At 57.4% G+C, this 17,204-nt stretch carries 15 protein-coding genes; 11 read left to right on the top strand and 4 right to left on the bottom strand.

Annotated elements, in window-relative coordinates; genetic code table 11:
* Positions 1–86 precede the first annotated feature (86 nt).
* The 7 genes from AC1DKH_RS03765 (at position 87) to AC1DKH_RS03795 (ending at position 7,870) form a co-directional block, all read left to right on the top strand.
* Entirely contained in the window at positions 87–1,124 is a 1,038-nt protein-coding gene (locus AC1DKH_RS03765; protein WP_477760210.1) for a quaternary amine ABC transporter ATP-binding protein, read from the top strand.
* A gap of 48 nt (positions 1,125–1,172) precedes the next feature.
* Complete coding sequence (gene proW / locus AC1DKH_RS03770) at positions 1,173–2,141, top strand: glycine betaine/L-proline ABC transporter permease ProW (RefSeq protein WP_477761943.1); 969 nt, start codon at positions 1,173–1,175, stop codon at positions 2,139–2,141.
* A gap of 114 nt (positions 2,142–2,255) precedes the next feature.
* Positions 2,256–3,254: a glycine betaine/L-proline ABC transporter substrate-binding protein ProX gene (proX, locus tag AC1DKH_RS03775; RefSeq protein ID WP_477797676.1), complete on the top strand. Its 999-nt coding sequence runs from the start codon at positions 2,256–2,258 to the stop codon at positions 3,252–3,254.
* Positions 3,255–3,340: 86 nt separating this feature from the next.
* On the top strand, positions 3,341–4,690 hold the full coding sequence (locus tag AC1DKH_RS03780) for an MmgE/PrpD family protein (RefSeq protein WP_477797452.1): 1,350 nt from the start codon (positions 3,341–3,343) through the stop codon (positions 4,688–4,690).
* 48 nt (positions 4,691–4,738) lie between these two features.
* Complete coding sequence (locus AC1DKH_RS03785; RefSeq protein WP_477797453.1) at positions 4,739–5,773, top strand: GlxA family transcriptional regulator; 1,035 nt, start codon at positions 4,739–4,741, stop codon at positions 5,771–5,773.
* 97 nt (positions 5,774–5,870) lie between these two features.
* On the top strand, positions 5,871–7,022 hold the full coding sequence (locus tag AC1DKH_RS03790) for an MFS transporter (RefSeq protein ID WP_477797454.1): 1,152 nt from the start codon (positions 5,871–5,873) through the stop codon (positions 7,020–7,022).
* Positions 7,023–7,162: 140 nt separating this feature from the next.
* Complete coding sequence (locus AC1DKH_RS03795) at positions 7,163–7,870, top strand: dimethylsulfonioproprionate lyase family protein (protein ID WP_477797455.1); 708 nt, start codon at positions 7,163–7,165, stop codon at positions 7,868–7,870.
* 46 nt (positions 7,871–7,916) lie between these two features.
* Here AC1DKH_RS03795 and AC1DKH_RS03800 read toward each other — a convergent pair whose 3' ends face one another.
* Together AC1DKH_RS03800 and AC1DKH_RS03805 are read right to left on the bottom strand one after the other, a co-directional pair.
* Positions 7,917–8,408 (bottom strand): SDR family NAD(P)-dependent oxidoreductase, encoded by a 492-nt coding sequence (locus AC1DKH_RS03800; protein ID WP_477797456.1) that lies wholly within the window; start codon positions 8,406–8,408, stop codon positions 7,917–7,919.
* A gap of 54 nt (positions 8,409–8,462) precedes the next feature.
* Complete coding sequence (locus AC1DKH_RS03805; RefSeq protein ID WP_477761948.1) at positions 8,463–8,603, bottom strand: hypothetical protein; 141 nt, start codon at positions 8,601–8,603, stop codon at positions 8,463–8,465.
* Positions 8,604–8,613: 10 nt separating this feature from the next.
* On the opposite strand from AC1DKH_RS03805, the gene AC1DKH_RS03810 reads away from it, so the two are divergent.
* On the top strand, positions 8,614–8,934 hold the full coding sequence (locus AC1DKH_RS03810; RefSeq protein WP_477797677.1) for a helix-turn-helix transcriptional regulator: 321 nt from the start codon (positions 8,614–8,616) through the stop codon (positions 8,932–8,934).
* A gap of 291 nt (positions 8,935–9,225) precedes the next feature.
* On the opposite strand, the gene AC1DKH_RS03815 is transcribed toward AC1DKH_RS03810, so the two are convergent.
* Together AC1DKH_RS03815 and AC1DKH_RS03820 are read right to left on the bottom strand one after the other, a co-directional pair.
* Complete coding sequence (locus AC1DKH_RS03815; protein WP_477797457.1) at positions 9,226–10,485, bottom strand: type II toxin-antitoxin system HipA family toxin; 1,260 nt, start codon at positions 10,483–10,485, stop codon at positions 9,226–9,228.
* Positions 10,478–10,795: a helix-turn-helix transcriptional regulator gene (locus tag AC1DKH_RS03820; protein ID WP_477788259.1), complete on the bottom strand. Its 318-nt coding sequence runs from the start codon at positions 10,793–10,795 to the stop codon at positions 10,478–10,480. The genes AC1DKH_RS03815 and AC1DKH_RS03820 overlap by 8 nt, the downstream gene beginning before the upstream one ends.
* A 373-nt stretch (positions 10,796–11,168) precedes the next feature.
* Between AC1DKH_RS03820 and mexE the strand changes: the two genes are divergently transcribed.
* From mexE to AC1DKH_RS03835, 3 genes are read left to right on the top strand one after another with little or no spacing between them, the layout of a single operon-like run.
* Positions 11,169–12,422 carry a multidrug efflux RND transporter periplasmic adaptor subunit MexE gene (gene mexE / locus AC1DKH_RS03825; RefSeq protein ID WP_477797458.1) on the top strand — a complete coding sequence of 418 codons (1,254 nt, stop codon included), beginning with the start codon at positions 11,169–11,171 and terminating at the stop codon, positions 12,420–12,422.
* An 11-nt stretch (positions 12,423–12,433) separates the two neighbouring features.
* On the top strand, positions 12,434–15,613 hold the full coding sequence (locus AC1DKH_RS03830; protein WP_223453878.1) for an efflux RND transporter permease subunit: 3,180 nt from the start codon (positions 12,434–12,436) through the stop codon (positions 15,611–15,613).
* Positions 15,613–17,034 carry an efflux transporter outer membrane subunit gene (locus AC1DKH_RS03835; protein WP_477797459.1) on the top strand — a complete coding sequence of 474 codons (1,422 nt, stop codon included), beginning with the start codon at positions 15,613–15,615 and terminating at the stop codon, positions 17,032–17,034. The genes AC1DKH_RS03830 and AC1DKH_RS03835 overlap by 1 nt, the downstream gene beginning before the upstream one ends.
* The last annotated feature ends 170 nt before the right edge of the window (positions 17,035–17,204 follow it).

The following is a 17,204-nucleotide window of genomic DNA, read 5'->3' on the forward strand; positions in this document are numbered from 1 at the left end:
ACTGCCCCCAAAAGCACCGTCTTAACTGATCAAGACACGTATACCTAAATTCTTGATCTTACGCCGTAATTGCAACAGGAGGGGTTATGAGTCTTGGTGACGAGATACTCTCGGTAAAAAACATTTACAAAGTCTTTGGCCCTCAGCCGAAGCTCGCGATGGAGATGCTGGCTCGCGGTGCTGACAAGAATGAAATTTTCAGCAAAACCGGTCAAGTCGTTGGCGTTTTTAATGCCAGTTTCTCCGTAAAACGTGGAGAGATTTTCGTCATCATGGGTCTTTCCGGTTCTGGAAAGTCGACGATGGTGCGGTTATTCAATCGACTGATCGAGCCAACCTCTGGAACAATCCATCTTAACGGACAAGAAATCACCGGTCTTTCGGACGCCGACCTTCTTAGCGTTCGTCGCAAAGACATGAGTATGGTGTTTCAGTCGTTTGCGCTGATGCCACACATGAGTGTGATCGACAACGTTGCTTTCGGTCTGGAAATCTCTGGTGTCGAGGAGAGCGAGCGGCATAAGCGTGCACTTGAGGCACTCAAACAGGTAGGTCTCGAGGGACACGCCTACAGCTATCCGCACCAGCTGTCTGGCGGTATGCAGCAGCGCGTGGGTTTAGCCCGGGCCCTGGCCAATGACCCTGCAATCTTGCTGATGGACGAAGCCTTCTCTGCTCTCGACCCGTTGATTCGCAGCGAAATGCAGGGCGAATTGATCCGCCTGCAAGCAGAACAACAGCGCACCATCATCTTTATCTCGCATGACATTGAAGAGGCAATTCGCATCGGCCATCGCATTGCGATCATGGAAGGTGGCCGCGTGATACAGATCGGTACTCCACAAGAGCTGCTTTGCAACCCGGTGAATGATTACGTCAAAGCGTTCTTCAAAGGTTTCGATGCCTCGAAGATTCTGAAGGCTGGCGATGTTGCCAAGATCTGTGCTGAGCACCCTTACGCCAAGGACCAGTCCACACCTACGCTGCAGGCTGACGCTCCACTTCATGACGTCTTTCACATCGTCGCCAATGCCGTTAACCCGGTTGCCGTGCTGGATCGCCAGGGTGTTTTCAAAGGCACGATTTCCAAGAGCCTACTGCTCCAGACAATGAGCCGTCACTAATAGTCTCTATTTGTTGGCTTGCCAGGCTCAGACATTCAGGTGATTAGCATGAACGAATTCAGTCTTCTAGACCCGTTTCAATCCATCAACGTCCCCTTGGGCCAATGGGTAGAGGTCGCCCTAAATTTTCTGGTACAAAATTTCCGTGAGATATTTCGTTCGATAAGATGGCCAATTGATCAAGTTCTGAACGGCATTCAATATGGATTGCTGTCTATTCCTCCGTCGATTTTCATCATTGCTGCAACGCTATTCGGCTGGCAGGTGGGAGGAAAAAAAATAGGCATCCTCTGCTTCGTTACCCTCTCCCTTTTAGGGGTGATCGGCGTGTGGAATGACGCGATGATAACCCTCGCGCTGGTGCTCACTTCACTGTTCTTCTGCGCGATTATTGGCATACCGTTGGGAGTCCTGTGCGCCCGTAGTAACCGATTGGAAATGCTTCTTCGCCCGGTATTGGACGCGATGCAAACGCTGCCAGCGTTCGTCTATCTGGTACCCGTCGTCATGCTGTTTGGCATCGGAAACGTACCGGGGGTGTTGGTCACGATCATCTTCTCGGTGGCGCCGCTCGTCAGGCTTACTAACCTGGGAATCAGGCAAGTGCCAGAGGATAAGGTCGAGGCAGCCAGAGCCTTCGGATGTACCCCACGTCAAATGCTGATGCGAGTCCAGTTTCCGTTGGCCGCCCCTACGATCATGGCTGGGTTGAATCAGGCGTTGATGTTGTCACTTTCGATGGTTGTGATCGCATCGATGATCTCGGTGGGTGGACTGGGTCTGATGGTACTTCGCGGTATTGGGCGCCTCGATATGGGCCTGGCGACCGTGGGTGGCCTGGGCTTGGTTTTACTGGCGATCTTCCTTGACCGCCTGACCCAGGCAATGGGCGAGCGCAGCAATAGAGCAACCAGAGGCGAACATTGGTACCAGACAGGCCCTGTAGGGGTGTTGTATCGCCTGAAAAGACAAAGTGTCGTTAAAGAAGAAATAGATATCAGGCCAAAGAAAAGTTAGCCCGCGTAGCAGCGCGCCCCCTGAACCTAATAAAAAGCTGGCTCCTTAAACCACGCAAGGTAGACGATAATGAATTTCACACAATGCACAATGAAACAAAAATTTATTCGTTCTATGGTGCTTCTAGCATTAACGGTATCACCTGTTTTCGCATCCGCTGCGACAGCGCAACAACCCGGCCAAGGGATATCAATCACCCCCATCTTCCCGTCCATCGCCGAAGAGCGATTTCGCGGAGAGATTGCAATGGCGGGCCTTAAAGAGCTGGGGTACAAAGTTCAGACTCCCAAGGAGACCGAGTACTCCACCATGTTTGTTGCGATCTCTGGTGGCGATGCTGACTTCACGGTACATATGTGGGAGACGCTGCATGAGGCTTTTTACAAGAAAGCCGGTGGCGATGACACGATGTTGAAATCCGGCGATATTATGCCGGGTGTTTTACAGGGTTACATGATCGATAAAAAAACGGCTGATGAGCACCACATTACGTCTATCGCAGATTTGCAGAAACCGGAGATTGCCAAGCTGTTCGATGGCGATGGTGACGGTAAAGCGGACCTGACGGGTTGCAACCCCGGTTGGGGCTGTGAACTGATCATTGCACACCATATGAAAGCCTATGACCTGAACAAGACCGTTTCAAATAACCAGGGCTCCTATTTTGCCCTGATGGCCGACACCATTGCTCGTTATAAACAAGGCAAGCCGATTCTCTATTATACCTGGGTACCTCAGTGGATTTCCGGTGTACTGGTCGAAGGCAAAGATGTTGTGTGGCTGACCGTGCCGCGTACCGATCTTCCGAGTGGCAAGAACGATACCAATACTACATTCAATGGCAAAAACCTGGGTTTCCCGGTAGACGTCGTCAAAGCCGTTGTTAACAAAGAGTTCGCCGAGAAGAATCCGGCGGCGGAAAAGTTTTTGTCTGAAATGCAGATCACCACCGACGACGAAAGCGCGCAGAATCTCAAAATGCACAATGGTGAGAAAAGTGCAGCTGACATTACGCGCCATGCCTCGGAATGGATCGCCGCTCATCGCGCAAAGTACGATAGCTGGATAGCAGACGCCCGCGCCGCTGCAAATACCGCCACCGCAAAGAAGTAGTCTGGTCATCTAAAGCTGCGTAAAGGTTGCCCCTCGCCGGGCAACTTTTTTATCCGTTTCGGCGTTCATCATTCAGGAATCATGAAATGCAATTGTATTCATTCGTCCAGAATTTCAGTTACAAGGACGCGCCCCTGCATACACGCGAGCTGGTTAAAACTTGCCTGCTCGACATCATTGGTGTGGCCGCCGGAGCCCGCGACAATCAAACCAGCGTTATGCTCAAAACTTACGCTGACACCCACTACTCAGCCAACAAGCTGTCCAGCCGCCTTTGGTTCGACGGCAGAGCCGTACATCCATTGGGGGCCGCTTATGCAGGCGGCTTCAGCGTAGATAGCCTGGATGCACATGAAGGTCACTTCACATCCAAGGGGCACGCGGGTGCAACTGTTGTCCCGGCCATTGTTGCATTGGTAGACGCGTATCGCAGTCAAGGCAAAGACATCAGCGGCGAGGAGTTCCTCAGCGCACTGTGCATTGGTTACGAGACGGCCTTGCGTGCGGGCCAGGCCTTAATGGCCACTGCCCCGGAATATCATGCCTCAGGCGCGTTTTCCGGAATCGGGGTCGTTTGTGCGGGAGCCCGCCTGCTGAAACTGGATGAAACGACGTTTCGTCACGCGCTGGGTATCGCGGAATATTTTGGCCCGAGGTGCCCGATGATGCGCCTGGTGAGCTTTCCGACGATGTTGCGTGATGCCCACGGCGCCGGGGCGTATGCCGGACTGAACGCACTACTGATGGCACAACTCGGTGTCACTGGCGCTCCAGCCGCCACCGTCGAACCTTTGGAGATTTCCACTTTCTGGCAGGACATCGGAGCCCGTTGGGAGATCGACGAGCAATATTTCAAACCGTGGCCGGTATGTCGCTGGGCGCAACCGGCGCTCACGGCCATGACCGATTTGATGCGAGCACATCCAGTTATCGCTGCTGAGTTGATCGAGACTATTGATGTCGAAACTTTCCATGAGTCTGTGTGCTTGCAGGGGCATTTTCCGAAGAATGCGGACGAGGCCCAATATGCGCTAGCGTTCCCGCTAGCTGCCTTGATCGTTCGCGGGAAGCTGGGACCAAAAGAGGTCACCGGGGATTCCATTCATGCGCCGGACATCTTGAACATCAGCGGGAAGATAACCCTTCATGAGGCGCCCGACCTGTCCGCCAGGTTCCCGGAGGAAATTCTCTCCCGCGTCACGGTTACCCTGAAAGACGGCACGCGTCTTACGAGCCCGACCGCGACGGCCAAGGGCGACCCCGGCAACCCTATGTCGAGTGCCGAACTCACGGCTAAATATCATTTGCTGGCTGATGACAGCTTGGGATCCACGCTCAGCAATGCGATCAAGAACAGTGTTGAAGCACTTCCTGAGAGTGATGACTGCCAGTCATTCTTTGATTTGTTGCTGTCTGCTCCAAAAACCGCTGTCTAGATTGCGCAACGGTTTCGTAGCTATTGGTAAAGGTGTCAAAGAGGATTTATGCCATTCGTATTCGAGAGCGTGCTTAAAGACAAGAACATGGGGTACTCCTATACGGCGCAGAAACCATCAATGCCGCAGGCGGTGACTCGTGTAGCTTTCGTGCTTTTGAACAATTTCTCGATGATGTCGTTCACCGGCGCTATCGATGCGCTGGTGACCGCAAACTTGATTAGCGAGACACCGGCATTCGAAGTGTTGACCGTTGGTATCAAAAGTCGTCTGGTCATGAGCGATCTGGGAATTGCAATTTCAGCAGACCTGGAGTTATCCCAATTGCCAGATCGTATCGACGTTCTCATCGTCGCAGGTGGTTTACGGGTGAAGTTGATCAGCGATCCGATATTACGGCGCAAGCTACGTAACGCCGCCTCTCTTGGTGCGACCATGGGCGGTTTGTGGAACGGCGCCTTTTTCCTGGCGGAAGCTCAGTTAATGGACGGTGTCGAGTGTGCCTTCCATCCGGACGGGCGAGCGATGATGGAGGATGTCTTCCCCAAAGTCCTGGTCTCTTGTCGAACTCACGTCATCGATAGAAATCGCATAACGTGCGCCGGCGCTAGCAGTTCGTTACGAATGATGCTGGAACTCATCACCGCTAAACAAGGCGTGTCGCTGACCCATGCTGTCGAGGAAATACTCAGCTGCGATCAAACCCCTGAAGTCTCTGGGATATCGACGGTCATCGTTGACTCTGACCCCACCTTGCCACAAACCCTGAAGCTCGCTTTAGAACTGATGCAAAAGAACATCGAAGAGCCGCTTTCCATCGACGAACTGGCCGAATGCGTGAACATTTCCCGACGACAATTGGAGCGCCGTTTCTGCCGTTTCGTCGGCGCCACCCCCACACGTTACTACCTGGAACTGCGCTTGACTCGAGCGCGTCAGCTTATTCTGCAGAGCAATCGGCCGATCACCGATATCGCGATCGCGACCGGCTTTTGCAGTTTCGCCAACTTCCATATGCGCTTTCGTGACTTCTTTGGCGTAGCGCCAAGTAGCTATAGAGCGACGTATGAGCGCAGGCGTTAGTTTTCCGAAACGCAAGCACGCAAAAAACCAAAGAAATCCGCAAAGTCTAAGCCGAGCAAATGATGGTTAACATCATCGATAAGGATTACCGAGAATTATGAATGCTCCATCGTCAGTGTTGATACCGACGGCTAACTACAGCGAGCGGATGTCTACGCGCATTGCCTTCCTCATCGCGGGCTTACTCATGTCCGCTTGGGCGCCTCTGGTTCCATTGGTAAAGGCACGCGTTGGTTTGGACGATGGTGGCTTGGGGTTGCTGCTTCTCGGCCTTGGCGGCGGATCTATTGTAGCCATGCCGTTTGCTGGATATCTCACTGCGCACCATGGATGCCGACCGGTCGTCATCTGGGCAACTATTGCACTGTGTGCCGCTCTTGCGCTTTTGAGCACCGTGGTTTGGCTGCCTGGCCTGGTGATAGCTGTCATTATCTTCGGCGCCAGCATGGGCATGCTTGATTGCGCCATGAACATACAGTCCGTCATCGTCGAGAAAAACAGCGGGCAGGCACTTCAGTCCGGCTTCCATGGCCTTTACAGCGTCGGAGGTATATTGGGCGCCGGGGCGATGACCGCTTTACTGACCTTCGGCCTGGATCCACTGATGGCTGCGCTCTGTATCGTTGCCACAGTTTTGGGAGCACTTTACAAGGCTGCACCTGCTTTGCTGACTTATGGCACTGAACGTGGCGGGCCATTGTTCGCGGTGCCCAGGGGTATCGTGCTGTTTTTAGGGGCGCTCTGTTTCATCGTATTCCTCACTGAAGGTGCAATGCTTGACTGGAGCGCGGTCTTCCTTGTCTCGAATCGAGGGTTAGAGCCGAGCATCGCCGGTTTGGGCTACGCATCCTTCGCCGCTGCAATGACGGTGGGCCGCCTGACGGGAGACGCCATCGTCAGCAAACTAGGCGGCGTGCGCGTAGTTGCGCTAGGCGGGCTCTGCGCAGCCGCAGGCATGCTCGTGTCGCTTGGAATCGATGGCTGGCCCGCGTCCCTGGTCGGCTATGCCCTGGTCGGGGCTGGCTGCTCGAACATTGTCCCAGTGATCTTTACCGCTGTAGGCCGGCAACAACGTATGCCACAGGCGGTTGCCATCCCCGCTGTCATCTCGATGGGCTACGCGGGCATTCTGATAGGTCCCGTATTTATTGGGGCAGTCGCCCATCTAAGCACCTTGTCATTCGCTTTGGGCTGCCTGATTGTTCTGTTGGTTTTTGTCAGTACAACAGCTCGAATACTTCGCAATTAACCGATTCTTTTCAAGCGCGGCAAGGGGAACACCCTGTATGAAAGAGCTGCTCGCTGGCCGTGAGTAAGGTGCCCTCACCTTGGCAAATCAAAGGCGTTTCCCACAGCGACCCGCGCTGTCTATTCGAGAGGTAAAGGGCTATGCAATCCAACTGCAATGTGTCGGAGCAAGAACTCCTGATGCATGGAGTGATCATGCGGGAGGCACTCCTGCGAATCCTTGCCCGTCATTCCCCACTTTGTGGGATCGACGGCGGGGATACTGAAGCCTGTGTTCGCTCCTTGTCTGATGCCCACTTGAACGTCGGCCTGCCTCCCTTCAAGGGCAATCCCCTGCCCTCGTCCTTGCACTCCACGGTCTCACAGGCGTTGTCTGACGCGCCCAGAATTGAGCGTGACTTCAATACTCTGCTAACAGCGCTTGAACCCCTTCTACGCAATAGCCGTTGGATAAAGCGATTCGCTACTGAAGGGGATGATGCCGGCTTTGAAGAAAAACATCGGCATGCATTGATTCTCGGAGAAGGCGCTCTGTTCGAATGCTCAACGATGACAGTGGGTCTGGCTGTGATGGCGCCCAACCTGTGCTACCCGTTCCATACGCATCCCCCTGCAGAGTTCTACGTCGTTTTATCAGAAGGCGATTGGTACCGGGAAGATGTCGGATGGTGGAACCCGGGGCCTGGCGGTGTGGTGTTCAACCCCCCATCAGCGGTCCATTCAATGAGGTCTACCCACAAGCCGCTGCTAGCACTATGGGGACTGATAAACGAATCGTCACAGCCCATTCGTGAACGCAAAACTTCAGCGGATCTGGTGTTCCCTGGCGGACGATCAGAGCAGCCGTAATCCAGCATTCGCTTAGTTACATCGGCAGCCACCCGTCAACTCGGATCTAAGTCACACATATTGAATGCCGAGCCGCCTTGGTCGCGGCATAGACCGAATGCAGCGGGGAGCCCTTTTTGTGCGCCACCGAGGCGTTGAGGATTACCGACGCCCCCTCGCTGAGCAGCGGCAGCGCCTTTTGCACGGTGAAGAACAGACCGCGGACATTGGCGTTGAACTGCCTGTCGAAGTCCTCCGGCGTCACCGCCTCGAACGACGAGAGACTGCTGACGCCCGCGTTGGCGAACAACACATCGATCCTGCCCAAGCGCGTGCCGACTTCAGCATAGAGGGCGTCCAGTGCTTCCAGATCGGAAACATCCGCGACGATGGCCACGGCGCTTTCGCCAATTTCGGTGGCGGCTTTATCGAAGGCGGATTCGGTGCGGCCGACGATGACGACTTTTGCGCCTTCCTCGGCGAACAGCTTCGCTGAGGCGAGGCCGATGCCACTGCCGCCGCCTGTGATTACAGCGACTTTTCCAAGTAGTTTTCCCATTTCATGTACTCCTTGCATCGATAGGGTGTGATAAAGCGCGTCGCACCGGCGCGGTTACGTCTGGAACAGCGCGAAGGTGAGGAACATGTCGAGGTAGCCAGGCATCACGCCCTCCGCCAGCACGCCAACCATCGACACCTGGCCACTGCTTGCCGGGCTGCCCCATCGCCAGCTGGCGCAAACGCTGCACCGCATCCATGCAGCCCTGGCGCACCCGTGGACGCTGGAGCAACTCGCCCGTGACGCCGGGATGTCGCGCTCCACCTTCGCGGCGCTGTTCAAGTCGGTCGTCGGAGTGCCGCCGCTGACCTACGTCGCGACGTGGCGTATTTATCGTGCCAAGCTCATCCTCGCTGCCGGCCACTCGATCGCAGCTGCGGCGCAGCAGACGGGATACGGCAGCGACATCACACTCAGCCGCGCGTTTAAAGCCGCGACCGGCGTGTCACCTGGACAATGGCGGCGCGAGCGGCGGACTTCCGGCCGCAATGATCCGCAGCCTGATAGATTGGTGACGCTAACTTAACTCGGGTTTGAAGTTGACCTGCCGATGGTCGTGGCGCTATCCGGGGTAAGGCTGAACCCCGTGAGCAATTGCCCATCGTAGGGAGCGACAGGGGCAAAACCAGGGGCATGTTCATGACTCTTCGGCCTGTAAAGTCGAGATAGAGCCCTGGTGAAATGTTCTTCGGGGATCCGGACAGTCTTTAAGTTGCCTGGCGAGAGATCATCAGGGTTAAATCTCCATTCTCGAACAATGGATGCTTTCAACCCTGAATGCAGAGATGAAGGGCCGATTCCTGCCCTCCAAATGGTGTTAGCGCAGCTGGTCGATGTTCTCGTCGATTCGGCCTTGAATGGTATCCAGGGTGTCTTGGGTGATCACGCGTGGGTACAGGTTCTCGGCGATGGTCGCAAACTGGCTCGCGACGTTGCAAATTTTGTCAATGATGCCGCCAGCAGTCTCCACTGGGACCTCTGCTTCGCCTGCAAGTCTGAGCATCGCGTCTCGATCAATCTCCAAGGCCTCGCCCATCACGTCCATCTGGTGATAACCGCCCGGTCCCTCGCAGAAAGTCACATCGTAGGCCGGCGCCAGCTGCCATGCACCGGACGGCGACATGACGTAGGCGAAGTTTTTGGGGTGGTCGTCCCGGTTGTTGAATGCAACATTGAAGACGGCGCGCTCGAAGGCGATAGCTTTCTCTCGCACATCGTTGGTGCACATCTGCGTCGCACGCAAGAAGTTGACATAGTCCAAGGACCCCGGTGACTTGTAGTCGGCCCCGGTAAAGACTGCAAGGCTTTGCATGGGCACGCGCTTGCCGTCCATACGATCAAAGCGCTTACTCGCGAAGGCTGCCAGCCCGTTGGGCAGACTGAAATGCCGGGTGTCCGGGGTCTGGATGCCGCACATGCGCAAGCACTCGGCATAGACCATTTCGATAGCACACACCTCGGGATGTTCTTCTTTTGCCGGGAACTTGATGAGCCAGGCTTCAAAGCCCGGCTTGGCGGCGGTGGTGAAGGCTCCACTTTGAGGATCGCGATAGACCAACGCCTTTGGCCTGGCGCCTTGAGGGGAGCCCCCTACCAACAGTAACGTCTGCAGGAATTCCCCACCTTCCCCATTGAGAACTTCCTGAATCTCAGCCGCAAGCAGCTCAAGGGGGATATGCGCTTGCGGCTCCTGCCCTTCGGGAGCCACGGGCTCGAACGACATTGCCCCCATGGCATTATTGCCAACATAGGCCAGCCGCTCCAGAGGTCCTATGCGTGCTGTGTTGCGGCCGCGGCGCCTGAACAACCGGTCCTTCAGCAGCAGGCCCCAACCGTCAGGCAACGAGTCATAGATAGGCCCTGGCAGGCCCAACTGATGGGACGGAAAACCTCGACGTAGTTGGGGGCCGTCCAATGGAAGTGTGTAGGACGACAGCTCCAGGCCTCTGCTCTTCGCTTCATTGCTGTACTCAAACACAATCTGTGGGCGACCGGTGATAGCGGTCGTAGACACAAGCGTGCCCCACAGCCAACGTTCACCCCACCCCTCGTAGTAGACGTCAACCTGCTCAAGCATTATCGGACTTCCTCTTGGTGCGATGACGATTGACAGTGTTTTCGTATCTGCGAATGTCTTCAAGGCTATCGAGCTTTGGCAAGAACAGTCCTTCGAGTTCCTTGGTTCGTCCAAGGACCATGGCCACTCGGACCACATTCTCGAACCCGACATTGCGCCCAGCTTCAAGGTTGGAAACGGTATTGGTCCCGATACCGGCGCGACCGGCCACATCGGCTTGCGTCATCTGCAAAGCCAGCCGTTCCGTGCGCAGACGATTGCAGAGCCGCTTGACGATTTCACTCGGCTTGCTGAAGCTTAAATCCAACATAATGTGTGTTCCGACGCTATACGCTACTTAATACCCGCAATTATGGAATTAACCAGCATCCAGTTCAAGGCGAGTAATTCCCTGAAACTGTGCTTTATATAGGTACTGTAGCCATTACACACAGTTTATTGGAATTAATGCTACTTACGGGAAGATTCGACCATGACTCAGTCCTAAGCCGGACCATTGCAGAAATGGAAACACACAATTTCCATCAACCGGGTTGATCGCCCCCTGACACAAGGCGCAGGCTAGAGGGCTGGCTTGGGTCTCATATCATTCCGAATGATAGTTACCTTCGCCCCATTCGATTCGTCCGATACAAACCCGCCGCGCATCATTCGCCAATCTCAACACATTGGCGGATGCATCCATGGAACAGTCACTCAAACATTTGCGCTTCCCCTTGGCTTTGTTGGCCCTAGTGGTGATCAGCGCTTGCGGCAAAGCCCCGGAAACCGCCGCCAGCATGCCAGCAGCCAAGGTCAGCGTGGCCAAGGTGCTGGAACAACCGGTCAACGAGTGGGACGAATTCACCGGCCGCCTCGAAGCGCCGGAAACCGTCGAGATTCGTCCACGGGTCTCCGGCCAAATCGATGAAGTGGCGTTCACTGAAGGCGCCCTGGTCAAGAAAGGCGACCTGCTGTTCCAGATCGACCCGCGTCCGTTCCAGGCTGAGGTCCGCCGCCTCGAAGCCCTGGTTGCACAATCGCGCGCCAATGCCACCCGCAGCGAAAACGAAGCCCAGCGCGGTGAGCGCCTGCGCACCAGCAACGCCATTTCCGCTGAACTGGCCGATTCGCGTACCAGCGCCGCCCAGGAAGCCCGCGCCGCCGTCGGCGCTCTTCAGGCACAGCTGGACCTGGCCAAGCTGAACCTGAGCTTCACCCGCGTCACCGCACCGATCAGCGGCCGCGTCAGCCGTGCGGAAATCACCGCCGGCAACCTGGTGACCGCCGACACCACCCCGCTGACCAGCGTGGTCTCCACCGACAAGGTGTATGCCTACTTCGACGCGGACGAGCGTGTGTTCCTCAAGTACACGGAGCTCGCTCGCCAGGGCAAGCGCGGCGCCACCACCCCGGTTTACATGGGCCTGTCCAACGAGGACGGCAACCCGCACCAGGGCGTGATGAACTTCGTCGACAACCAGGTCAACCCGAAAACCGGCACCATCCGTGGCCGCGCCGTGTTCGACAACAGCGATGGCAGCTACACCCCGGGCCTGTATGCACGCCTGAAACTGGTGGGCAGCGGTACGTACAGCGCCATGCTGATCAACGATGAGGCGGTCGGCACCGACCTGGGCAAGAAGTTCGTGCTGGTGATGGATGCCGACAACAAGACCGCCTACCGCGCGGTGGAACTGGGTCCGAAGATCGAAGGTCTGCGCATCGTGCGCAACGGTCTGAACAAGGACGACACCATCATTGTCAAGGGCCTGCAACGGGTGCGCCCTGGCTCACCGGTCACCCCTGAGGTGATTCCGATGGCCAGCGAACAAACCCTCGCGGCTCTCGCACAACAACGCCAAGCGCTGGAAGCCAGTAACCTGCCTCAAGTCGCACCTGCCAAGGTTGCGCCGGGTACGGTTGTGAAACTGGCTGCCACGACCCCACGCGGTTAAGGGATTCCAAGATGAATTTTTCCCAATTCTTCATTTCGCGGCCGATCTTCGCAGCGGTGCTGTCGCTGCTGATCCTGATCGCCGGTGCGATCTCGCTGTTCCAGTTGCCGATCAGCGAATACCCGGAAGTGGTGCCGCCGACCGTGGTGGTCCGCGCCAACTTCCCGGGTGCCAACCCGAAAGTCATCGGCGAAACCGTGGCCGCGCCGCTGGAACAAGCCATCACCGGCGTCGAGAACATGCTGTACATGTCCTCGCAATCCACCGCTGACGGCAAGATCACCCTGACCATCACCTTTGCCCTGGGTACCGACCTGGACAACGCGCAGGTGCAGGTGCAGAACCGCGTGACCCGCACCGAGCCGAAACTTCCCGAGGAAGTGACGCGCATCGGTATCACCGTGGACAAGGCGTCGCCCGACCTGACCATGGTGGTGCACTTGACCTCGCCGGACAAACGCTACGACATGCTGTACCTGTCCAACTACGCCCTGCTCAACATCAAGGATGAGCTGGCGCGCCTGGGCGGTGTCGGTGATGTGCAGTTGTTCGGCATGGGCGATTACTCGCTGCGTGTATGGCTGGACCCGAACAAGACCGCTTCGCGCAACCTGACCGCGACCGATGTGGTCACGGCAATTCGCGAACAGAACCGTCAAGTGGCGGCCGGTGCGCTGGGTGCGCCGCCAGCACCGAATGCCACGGCATTCCAGCTGTCGGTCAACACACAGGGCCGTCTGGTCAGTGAGGAAGAGTTCGAGAACATCATCATTCGCTCTGGCGACAACGGTGAAATCACTCGTCTGAAGGACATCGCTCGCGTCGAACTGGGTTCGAGCCAATACGCCTTGCGTTCGCTGCTGAACAACCAGCCGGCAGTGGCGATCCCGATCTTCCAGCGTCCTGGTTCCAACGCTATCGAAATCTCCAATGAAGTCCGGGCCAAAATGGCCGAACTGAAGAAGAGCTTCCCCGAAGGCATGGACTTCAGCATCGTCTATGACCCGACGATCTTCGTGCGCGGCTCCATCGAGGCGGTGGTTCACACCCTCTTCGAAGCGCTGATCCTCGTGGTGCTGGTGGTGATCCTGTTCCTGCAGACCTGGCGTGCTTCGATCATTCCATTGGTCGCTGTGCCGGTATCGCTGATCGGTACCTTTGCCGTGATGCACCTGTTCGGCTTCTCGCTCAACGCCTTGTCGCTGTTCGGCCTGGTATTGGCGATCGGCATCGTGGTGGACGACGCCATCGTGGTGGTGGAGAACGTCGAACGGAACATCGAACTCGGACTGACTCCGGTTGAAGCCACCAAACGCGCCATGCGTGAAGTGACCGGCCCGATCATTGCCACGGCGCTGGTGCTGTGTGCGGTGTTTGTTCCGGCGGCGTTCATCTCCGGTTTGACTGGCCAGTTCTACAAGCAGTTCGCCCTGACCATTGCGATTTCCACGGTGATTTCGGCCTTCAACTCCCTGACCCTGTCGCCTGCTCTGGCCGCGGTATTGCTCAAGGGTCACGACGCGCCGAAAGACCGTTTCTCCAAGGTGCTGGACAAGATTTTCGGTGGCTGGTTGTTCCGTCCGTTCAACCGCTTCTTTGAAAAGGCCAGCCATGGTTATGTCGGCACCGTTGCCCGCGTGATCCGCTCAAGCGGTATCGCCCTGCTGCTGTACGCCGGCCTGATGGTCCTGACCTTCTTCGGTTTCTCCAGCACCCCGACCGGTTTCGTCCCCGGCCAGGACAAGCAATACCTGGTGGCCTTCGCGCAATTGCCGGATGCCTCGAGCCTGGACCGTACCGAAGACGTGATCAAGCGCATGTCCGACCTGGCCTTGAAACAGCCGGGCGTGGAAAGCGCGGTGGCCTTCCCTGGCTTGTCGATCAACGGCTTCACCAACAGCCCGAACGCCGGCATCGTGTTCGTGACCCTGAAACCGTTCGACGAACGTAAAGACCCGAGCATGTCTGCCGGTGCGATTGCCGGTGCCTTGAACGGCCAATACGCGAACATCCAGGAAGCCTACATGGCGATCTTCCCGCCGCCGCCGGTACAAGGCCTGGGCACCATCGGTGGTTTCCGCCTGCAGATCGAAGACCGGGGCAACCTGGGCTACGAAGAGCTGTACAAGGAAACCATGAACATCATCAACAAGAGCCACAACGTGCCGGAACTGGCCGGCCTGTTCACCAGCTACACGGTGAACGTACCGCAGGTCGATGCCGCCATCGACCGGGAAAAAGCCAAGACCCACGGCGTGGCCGTCAGCGACATCTTCGACACCCTGCAGATCTACCTGGGTTCGCTGTATGCCAACGACTTCAACCGCTTCGGGCGCACCTATCAGGTCAACGTTCAGGCCGAGCAACAGTTCCGCCTCGAATCCGACCAGATCGGCCAGCTGAAGGTGCGTAACAACAAGGGCGAGATGATCCCGCTGGCGACCTTCATCAAGGTCAGCGACACCTCGGGTCCCGACCGCGTGATGCACTACAACGGCTTCATCACCGCTGAAATCAACGGTGCGGCAGCCCCCGGCTACAGCTCCGGCCAGGCCGAAAAAGCCATCGAGAAACTGCTCAAGGAAGAACTGCCGAACGGCATGACCTACGAATGGACCGACCTGACCTACCAGCAGATCCTGTCCGGCAACACCGCGCTGTTCGTGTTCCCGCTCTGCGTACTGTTGGCGTTCCTGGTGCTGGCGGCCCAGTACGAAAGCTGGAGCCTGCCACTGGCGGTGATCCTGATCGTACCGATGACCCTGCTGTCGGCCATCACCGGGGTAATTGCCTCTGGTGGCGACAACAACATCTTTACCCAGATCGGTTTGATCGTATTGGTGGGGCTTGCCTGTAAGAACGCGATCCTGATCGTCGAGTTCGCCAAGGACAAGCAACTGGAAGGCCTCAACCCGCTGGCGGCGGTTCTGGAAGCTTGCCGCCTGCGACTGCGGCCGATCCTGATGACCTCCTTCGCGTTCATCATGGGCGTCGTGCCGCTGGTGTTCTCCAGCGGTGCCGGCGCCGAAATGCGCCACGCCATGGGTGTGGCAGTGTTCTCCGGGATGCTCGGGGTGACCTTCTTCGGTCTGTTGCTGACGCCAGTGTTCTACGTATTGATTCGTAACTTTGTCGAGCGCGGCCAAGCGCGTAAAGCCGCCAAGGCCGCCCTGAAGCTGGAGTCGCATTGATGAGTTTGAAAGCCTTCCTGCCGAGCCTGCTGGTACTGGCCCTGAGTGCCTGTGCCGTCGGCCCGGACTACAAGACGCCAACCACCGAGGCGGCCAATATCACGACCGCCACCGATGGCGCCGCCGGCCAGAAGAACTTTGACCGCTCGCGTTTCGAAGGCATCTGGTGGCAGCAGTTCGAAGACCCGACCCTCAACCAGTTGGTGACGCAATCCCTGCAAGGCAACCGCGATCTGCGCGTCGCCTTCGCCCGCTGGAAAGCGGCGCGGGCGATCCGTGATGACGTCAGCAACGACGCCATGCCGACCATCACCAGCCGCGTCAGCAGTGACCTGGGCAAAGGCCAGATCCCGGGCCAGGCCACCGGCCGGGTCAACACTGAGCGCTATGACCTGGGCCTGGACATGGCCTGGGAAATTGACCTGTTCGGCCGCATCCAGCGCAACCTGGAGTCGGCCAACGCCGAGCAACAGGCGTTCGAGGCCGATCTGTACCAACTGCAAGTCACCATGATTGCCGAACTGGTGGATTCCTACGGCCAACTGCGCGGCGCGCAACTGCGGGAGAAAATCGCCCTGGCCAACCTGCAGAACCAGCAGGAGTCGCGCAAGATCACGGTCAGCCTGCGTGATGCAGGCGTCGGCGATCAGCTCGATGTGGAGCGCGCCGATGCGCGACTGGCGTCGGTTGAAGCCAGCGTGCCGCAACTGCAGGCCGAACAGGTTCGGCAGAAAAACCGCATCGCCACCCTGCTGGGTGAACGTCCGGACAAGCTGACCGTGGACCTGAGCCCGAAAGACCTGCCGGCGATCGCCAAGGCATTGCCGATCGGTGATCCGGGTGAACTGTTGCAACGCCGTCCGGACATTCGCAGTGCCGAGCGCCAATTGGCGTCGGCCACGGCACGTATCGGCGTGGCCAAGGCTGATCTGTTTCCACGGGTCAGCCTCAGCGGCTTCCTTGGCTTTACGGCCGGGCGCGGTTCGCAGATCGGTTCCTCGGCGGCCAACGCCTGGGCGCTGGGCCCGAGCATTACTTGGGCGGCGTTTGACCTGGGCAGCGTCAAGGCCCGGTTGCGCGGTGCCGACGCCGATGCCGAAGGCGCCCTGGCGACCTATGAGCAACACGTGTTGCTGGCCCTGGAAGAATCGGAAAACGCCTTCAGCGACTACGGCAAACGCCAGCAACGCCTGATCTCGCTGATTCGCCAGAGCGAGTCCAGCCGTTCCGCAGCCGATCTCGCCGAGATCCGTTACCGCGAAGGCACGGCCGATTTCCTGGTGCTGCTCGACGCCCAACGGGAACGCCTGGCCGCCGAAGACACTCAGGCCCAGGCTGAAGTCGAGCTGTATCGCGGCATCGTCGCGATCTACAAGGCTCTCGGTGGCGGCTGGCAGCCGGAGACGGTCGCCAGCAACTGACCCGATGTTTTAATGCGCTCCTTTGGTTGGCCGCAGCCAACCAATTTCCTTGCCCTGCGTCTCATTCGGTCGCGGGGCTTTTTTTGCCCAGGACTTACCCATCCCCTGTAGGAGCTGCCGAAGGCTGCGATCTTTTGATCTTGATCTTCGCGGGTCAAGTACACAAAAAG

The organism is Pseudomonas sp. 05L36, from assembly GCF_056398125.1.

Bases quoted from the DNA above. Each gene is read 5' to 3' on its own strand.
- AC1DKH_RS03765 (WP_477760210.1), top strand. From the start codon at position 87: ATGAGTCTTGGTGACGAGATACTCTCGGTAAAAAACATTTACAAAGTC.
- proW (WP_477761943.1), top strand. From the start codon at position 1,173: ATGAACGAATTCAGTCTTCTAGACCCGTTTCAATCCATCAACGTCCCC.
- proX (WP_477797676.1), top strand. From the start codon at position 2,256: ATGGTGCTTCTAGCATTAACGGTATCACCTGTTTTCGCATCCGCTGCG.
- AC1DKH_RS03780 (WP_477797452.1), top strand. From the start codon at position 3,341: ATGCAATTGTATTCATTCGTCCAGAATTTCAGTTACAAGGACGCGCCC.
- AC1DKH_RS03785 (WP_477797453.1), top strand. From the start codon at position 4,739: ATGCCATTCGTATTCGAGAGCGTGCTTAAAGACAAGAACATGGGGTAC.
- AC1DKH_RS03790 (WP_477797454.1), top strand. From the start codon at position 5,871: ATGAATGCTCCATCGTCAGTGTTGATACCGACGGCTAACTACAGCGAG.
- AC1DKH_RS03795 (WP_477797455.1), top strand. From the start codon at position 7,163: ATGCAATCCAACTGCAATGTGTCGGAGCAAGAACTCCTGATGCATGGA.
- AC1DKH_RS03800 (WP_477797456.1), bottom strand. From the start codon at position 8,408: ATGGGAAAACTACTTGGAAAAGTCGCTGTAATCACAGGCGGCGGCAGT.
- AC1DKH_RS03805 (WP_477761948.1), bottom strand. From the start codon at position 8,603: ATGCGGTGCAGCGTTTGCGCCAGCTGGCGATGGGGCAGCCCGGCAAGC.
- AC1DKH_RS03815 (WP_477797457.1), bottom strand. From the start codon at position 10,485: ATGCTTGAGCAGGTTGACGTCTACTACGAGGGGTGGGGTGAACGTTGG.
- AC1DKH_RS03820 (WP_477788259.1), bottom strand. From the start codon at position 10,795: ATGTTGGATTTAAGCTTCAGCAAGCCGAGTGAAATCGTCAAGCGGCTC.
- mexE (WP_477797458.1), top strand. From the start codon at position 11,169: ATGGAACAGTCACTCAAACATTTGCGCTTCCCCTTGGCTTTGTTGGCC.
- AC1DKH_RS03830 (WP_223453878.1), top strand. From the start codon at position 12,434: ATGAATTTTTCCCAATTCTTCATTTCGCGGCCGATCTTCGCAGCGGTG.
- AC1DKH_RS03835 (WP_477797459.1), top strand. From the start codon at position 15,613: ATGAGTTTGAAAGCCTTCCTGCCGAGCCTGCTGGTACTGGCCCTGAGT.